A 6,498-nucleotide genomic window follows, 5' to 3' on the forward strand; every position below is an offset into this window, starting at 1 on the left:
GGCGGCGCACCGCTCACGGTCCTCAAGCAGTACATCGAACAGCAGAAACGACCCGTGTGAGCTGACCTGCTCACCGACGCGGAAGGCTAGAGCACACTCGCGCCCTAGCAGACACTCCCGCGTGGGCCTTCACCCCCGGCGTGAACGCCGGAGCACTGGCCCACAGTTCGGTAGACGGTCATCCAGTGCGGGTGCAGCCGGTAGTAGACCACGTCGTTGTCCCAGTCGAAGGCATCGTCGCCGTAGAAGTCCTTGAAGTACTCGAGCAGGTCCGGCCAGTCCGCGGCCGGCGCGCCGTCCTGGGGGTTGAGGATCTCTACCTTGCCGTGCGTGAACACGCCCAGGTCCTCGCCGCGCATGTGCGCGACGCTGACGGCGGGGCGGGCGGCGAGATGGCGGGCCTTGGCGGCGCCGCGCGCCGTGCCGAAGTGCCACTTGCCGTGCAGGAAATGCCCGTCGGCACCACTGATCCGCGGCTCGCCCTTCGCCGTCACGGTGGACAGGGCGAGCGTGCACATGCCGGTGAGGACCTGGGTGAGTTGCTCTGCGGTCAGTGTGCGCTCGGCGTTGATGATCGAGCGGAGGTGCGAGGTGGAACGGGAGAGGGAGGCGTCGAGGAGAGCCTGGAGCTCTTTGAGGTCTTCTGACGTTTCGCGCATGGAGGTCCTTATCTGTCCGCAGGGCCCGGTCCACGTCCGCCATCGACGCCGACCGATGAAATCATGCTCAACCCAAAACCCGACACCTTGTGTCGTATTTCTTCATCCGTTTGCGGACGTCACCGGGCTCGGGGGTATTCCTGTGGTTCAGGCATGATGGTGCCGGCCGAGCTGTTCGGGGTGAGGCCTTGGCGACGGGGTCTCCCGGTCCTTGAGGCGGATACGACATGACCGTCTACGTTACGGGCACGGGTTGGTATGAACTTGGCGTCCGCGCGTGGGGCGCGTCCCGTGCCGAGGTTGAGGCGCGGGACGGCACCCCCGCTCCCGCCGGCCACTGAGCGGCTTTCCCGCCCGGTCAGCCAGGGACCTCGTAGCGGTGCTCCAACTCGGCGTGCTCGTCGAGACCGATCAGCCGGTTGAAGTCGTCGAACGCGACCATGCCGTCGAGCGCCCCATGCGTGTCGCCCTTGGTGGAGAGCACCTCCAGGTAGTCGCGCATGCCCTTGGCAGCGGCGAACGCCAGGCCGAGGGAGAAGATCGCCAGCGCGTACCCCATCCGTTCCAGCGCGCCGACGCCCGGCATCGGCGTGCGGCCGCCCTCGATCTGGTTGCTGAGTACCGGGACGACGCCGCGGAACGTCTCGCAGACGCGCCGCATCTCCTCCTCGCTCTCAGGGGACTCGATGAACAGCACATCGGCGCCCGCCTCGTGGTAGGCGGCTCCCCGCTCCAGCGCCTCGTCCAGCCCCATGGTCGTACGCGCGTCGGTGCGGGCGATGATCACGAAGTCGGGGTCGGTACGCGCGTCGACGGCCGCCTTGATCTTCTGGACCATCTGATCCCTCGGGATGACCTGGCGGCCCAGCATGTGGCCGCAGCGCTTGGGGAAGGTCTGGTCCTCGATGTGCATCGCCGCGGCGCCGGCCCTCTCGTACCCGCGGACGGCGCGGCGCACGTTCAGCGGGTTGCCGTAGCCTGTGTCGCCGTCGGCGATCAACGGCAGGTCGGTCACGTCCGACAGCGCCGCCACCCGTTCCACCATCTGGGTCATCGTCAGGTAGCCGACGTCTGGCTGGCCCAGGAGGCTGGCGGAGGTCTGGAACCCGCTGAGATACACCGCCTCGAATCCGAATGCCCGGACCAGCCGGGCGCCCGTCCCGTCGTAGGCCACGAGGATCCTCGGGGCGGCCAGCAGTTGCCGCAGCCTGGTCGTGTGCCTGGTCATAAGCAGTCCCCCAACCGATCGTCCTCGATCTCGGCTTCGTGCCCGGCGAACGGATGCTTCCCCCGTCGTCCGATGACTCTGCCTGTTCCCGAGGCCGGCGCTGCCTCCCTACCCAGTGTGAGCTGCCCCGATCGGGCGACGGCCGACCCCACCACCACCAGCCCCACACCACCGGCCCGGCCCCCGAGCCGTACGACGAGGCCGCCTCGGACGCCTGGCGCGCCCGGACGCTCCCACCGCCGACCCATCGGATGCATCCGGCGGGCCGTCTAACAAGGATGGGGCTCGGGGCGACCGAGCTCGGGATTCGCCCTCACCGTTACTGAGGACGAACTGGCCGTGCTCCTGGGCGAACCTCCTCAGTACCTGATCCCCTTCCTCTGGAGCATGATCCCGGAAGGTGGCGGCATCGAGGACCTCCCTCGATGCACTCAGATTTGGAGTCGAGACAAGCGAGCACCACCCAGGTACCTTCTGACCGGTCCCCGTTGGGAAACCTCTTGATCCTCGAGCCGCCTTCGAGGTTGGGACAGGTGGATCCAGCGATCGACCTGGACTCCCGGATGATCGGCACCTACGGCTCCCCGGTGCCGGGCCTGTACCCCACGGGCAACGTGGTTGGCTTCGGCGGAGGCGGCGGGTGCAACACACCTTCCTGTTCCTGGGCGGTTGCATCTTCTCCGGCCGGGCCGCCGGGCGCGCGCTGAGCCGATCGCTCAGCCGACGGGCCGCCAGATCTACCTTCCCGCGTGGGCCGCGAGCCGGTCCATCGCCTCCTGCCTCGGCAGGCTCGCGCCACACCGGTACGCGTCCAGGTAACCCTCGTCGCCGAGCTGCCCGGCCAGGACGGGCACCAGCCGGCGCAGATCGGGGTCGCCCTCGTCGAAGACGCCCCTGATCACGTGGCTCATCCCGAGCGCCGTCGCGGCCCCCGCCGGGTCGCCTTCCAGCCCGAGCAGCCTGGCCAACAGCTCCGCGCCCCGGGCCATGGCGTTGGCGTTGCTGTGCCCGAGCACGCCGCGCATCGCGCGGGGCAGCAGCTCGCGCGCCCGCTCCGCCGCCCCCTCGGTCACGAGGACGGCCATCCGGGAGGACACGATCACGTCGCTGTTCAGCTCGGGCGGGCCGGGTAGCCGGTGGATGACCGTCTCGAGCTCGTCCACGACCTGATGGGCCAGTGCCAGGTCGCCGGCGTGGCGGTGCGCCTCGGCGAGCGGGAACAGCATGCTGGCTTCCAGCCTCCGGTGACCGTGTTCGCGACCCTGGCGCCGCGCAGCGTGGATGTCGTACAGTGCGCCGTCCAGGTCGCCACCGCGCATTCGGTTCTGGGCGAGATGCGACTTGGTTATGAAGAGGTGTTCCTCGGTGCCGAGCTCGGAGGCGATGGCGACGGCGCGCTCGGAGGCCGCGACCGCACGTTCGTGCTCGCCGCGCAGGCCGTGGACGCGGCTCTGCCGTACCAGGCTCATCACCAGCCCCCAGCGGTCGCCGACCTGCTGGAACAGGCGCAGTGCCTCCTCCCTGTGGCGGGCGCCGGTCTCCTGGTCGCCCTGTTCCGTGAGGAGGAAGTCGTAGGCCCAGTGGGCGCTGGCGCGCACCCAGGGGTCGGGCGAGTCCAGCGCCTCTAGGTCCCGGGCGTCCTGGGTGGTGAGCTTGGAGATGCGGAGCAACGGCAGCGCGTTGTGGAACTTCGTCACCCCGGGACGGCGGAGGTTCTCACGGACCTCCTGCCCGCCTCCCCGGCCCGACGTCGACCGCACCACCTCGAAGGCAGTGCGCGCGTCGGCCGGCAGCTCGTCGCCGAACGTCAGCACCTCGCTCAGGAAGGCGTCGGACTGGGTGGACATCCCGCGCATGCCCCAGTACCAGATCATGGATCTGACGAGCCGGGCGGCCGTGGCCGCGTCGCCCGCCTCGATGGCGGCCCGCAGCACGGCGACCAGGTTGTCGTGCTCGGCGTCGAAGACCTCGACGGCGCGTAGCTGATCCCTGGTACGCAGCAGCGGCTCGTTCTCCTCGGCCAGCGCCAGGAAGTACGCGCGGAAGCGGTCGGCGATCGGCTCTGCGAGTTCGGCCGCCGCGTAGGCGCGGATGGTTTCCAGCATCCGGTACCTGTCGCCGACCTGCTGGATCATGGACTTCTCGACCAGTGCACCCGCGACGTACACCATGTCGCCGGCGGTGAGGGACGCGTCAGAGCAGATCGCCTCGAGCGCGGCCAGGTCAGCTCCGCCGGGAAAGGCGGCCAGCCGGGCGGCCAGCACCCGCTCGGGCGCCTCCAGCAGGTCCCAGCTCCACTCCACCATCGCGAGCAGCGTGCGCTGGCGCGGCAGCGCGGTCCTGCTCCCCGAGGTGAGCAGGCGGAAACGATCACCCAGCCGCCGGGCGATCTGCGCCACACTCATCGCCCGCAGCTTGGCCGCGGCCAGTTCGAGCGCCAGCGGCATGCCGTCCAACCGGCGGCAGATCTCCACCACGGACTCCAGGGTGGTCTGGTCGAGCGCGAACCCCTGGCGCACGCTGGCAGCCCGCTCGACGAACAGCCGCACGCCGGCTGACTCGGCGGCCTCGGCCAGGTCCGCGTCCTCCACGGGCAGGTCGAGTGGGCCGAGGTGGCACAAGGCCTCGCCGTCGATCGCCAGAGCCTCCCTGCTGGTGGCCAGGATGCGCAGCTGCGGAAGCCGGACGAGCAGCTGCTCGGCAAGCCGGGCGGCCGCCTCCACCAGGTGCTCGCAGTTGTCCAGCACCAGTACGGCAGGGCCGACGTCGAGCTGGGCGGCCAGCCGCGCGGGGGCGGGAGCCTGCGGCTTGAACCCGCCCTCGAACAGGCCGCCGCAGGCGCTGAGCACCGCGTCTGCGATCTGGTCTGGCTGGGTGACCCCGGCAAGCGACACGAACCATGTCCGTTCCTCGACGTGGTCCGCGGCCTCCAACGCCAGCCTGGTCTTGCCCGCGCCGCCCGGTCCGACGATCGTCACCAGCCGCGCGCCCGCCATCAGCCGGGCGAGCTCGCCGAGTTCACGCTCCCGACCGACGAAGCTGGTCAGTCTGGCCGGGAGCTGGCTGGGCGCGGCCTGCCGCCGTACGGAGGGCCGGTTCAGCTCCCCGCGGAGGAGAGCGAGGTGGATCGCGCTGAGCTCGGGCGAGGGATCCATGCCCAGCTCGTCGCCGAGCTTGCCGCGGACCTCCTCGTACACGGCCAGCGCCTCTGACTGGCGTCCGGCGGCCGACAGGGCTCGGATCCGCAGTTCGGCCAGGCGCTCGCTCAGCGGGCGGGCGACGGCCGCGGCGCCCAGCTCGGCCAGCACCTCGGCGTGGCGGCCGAGCCGTACCTCCGCGTCGAAGAAGTCCTCGGCGACAGTGGCGCGCAGCTCCTCCAACCGGGCCGCGACGTTGCGGGCGAACGAGGCCTCCAGCACGTCCGCCAGCGCGGCGCCCCGCCATAGCTCCAGGGCGGGGCGGAGCAAGGAGGAGGCTTCACGCGGCCTGTCGGCCGCGAGCTCCCGCCTGGCCTGCCCGGCAAGCTGCTCGAATCGGTGCGCGTCCACGTCCTCGGGGCGCAGCGGCAGCCGGTAGCCGCCGGCCACCAGCTCCACGGACTCCGGCCCGCCCAGCGTCCTGCGCAACCGGGAGACCAGGCCATGCAGCGCGTTGACGGCTCCGGCGGGGGGCTCCTCGCCCCAGATGCCGTCGATCAGGGAGTCGGCTGACACCGGCCGGCCGGCCTCCAGCGCGAGCCGCGCCAGCAGCATCCGCAGGCGCGCGCCGGGGATGTCGATCGGGGAGGCGTCGTCAGAGGTGGCTTCGATCGGACCGAGGAGGGAGACCTGCACCGAGCCAGCTTCCCATCCGCGCCTTTCGGAACGATCGCCGGACCCCGGCCTTGCCCGCTGTGCCAGCGGCCTGGCCGTGCAGCACCCGCCCACAGACTGCGGACGAACACTGGACGAGACGGCTCCGGGGCCTTTGGACTGCAGGCCCGAGTCCCGCTCGTGTCGTCCCAAGGCCGACCAAGGTGGCCCAGTCGTGTACATGGTCGTGAGAATCCACAGCCCCCGCAAGGCGATCGACGACCGGCTGCACCGGCCGCGCGAGGTCTCTCACGGAACAGTGATCATTTAAGCTCTACGCACAAGACAGCGAACCCCGCCTCCGAGGACAGGCAGGCGGGGTTTTCGCAGGTCAGGGTCAGCTTGCGAGGTGGCGGCTGATGACCAGGCGCTGGATCTGGTTGGTGCCCTCGAAGATCTGCATGTTCTCCGACTCATGGTTCGATCACCTGCGGAACCAGGTCGATCACGCGGCTGAGCAGCGGTTACGCCTGCGGACGTCTCGCATCGCTTCTCGCTGGTTCAGGTGCTCCGACGGAACAGCGACGGAACAAGGCAGAGCATGGGCCTTCTGCTGCAGTTCCTTGGTGAGCGCCTGTGTGCAAACGGGAGCCGGTCACTACCTAGAGGCTTCCTCTCCCTGCTCAAGGGGTCGTAGAAGAACTGGTGCATCTGAACAAGTGAGGGGTCACGTCCACGGACGTGGTGTATGAATCGATCTTCGCGTGATCCTGTTTCTGCAGGTTAAGCGGTAAGTGTCTGCGGGAGCGGGTTGGGGACC

At 69.8% G+C, this 6,498-nt stretch carries 3 protein-coding genes; all 3 read right to left on the reverse strand.

The genetic code is table 11. The features are described from left to right. Nucleotides 1-104: 104 nt before the first annotated feature. The 3 genes from AB0J09_RS52605 to AB0J09_RS52615 all read right to left on the reverse strand — a co-directional run bounded on the left by AB0J09_RS52605 (nt 105) and on the right by AB0J09_RS52615 (nt 5,720). Nucleotides 105-659 carry a pyridoxamine 5'-phosphate oxidase family protein gene (locus tag AB0J09_RS52605; RefSeq protein WP_360709512.1) on the reverse strand — a complete coding sequence of 185 codons (555 nt, stop codon included), beginning with the start codon at nt 657-659 and terminating at the stop codon, nt 105-107. 358 nt (nt 660-1,017) lie between these two features. Next, on the reverse strand, nt 1,018-1,887 hold the full coding sequence (locus AB0J09_RS52610; RefSeq protein WP_360709513.1) for an isocitrate lyase/PEP mutase family protein: 870 nt from the start codon (nt 1,885-1,887) through the stop codon (nt 1,018-1,020). A gap of 737 nt (nt 1,888-2,624) precedes the next feature. After that, the gene (locus AB0J09_RS52615; protein ID WP_360709515.1) at nt 2,625-5,720 is read right to left on the reverse strand and encodes a BTAD domain-containing putative transcriptional regulator; all 3,096 of its coding nucleotides are present in this window, start codon (nt 5,718-5,720) and stop codon (nt 2,625-2,627) included. Nucleotides 5,721-6,498: the final 778 nt, after the last annotated feature.

Origin of the sequence: Nonomuraea sp. NPDC049784, assembly GCF_040659615.1 — a bacterium.
GTDB lineage: Bacteria > Actinomycetota > Actinomycetes > Streptosporangiales > Streptosporangiaceae > Nonomuraea.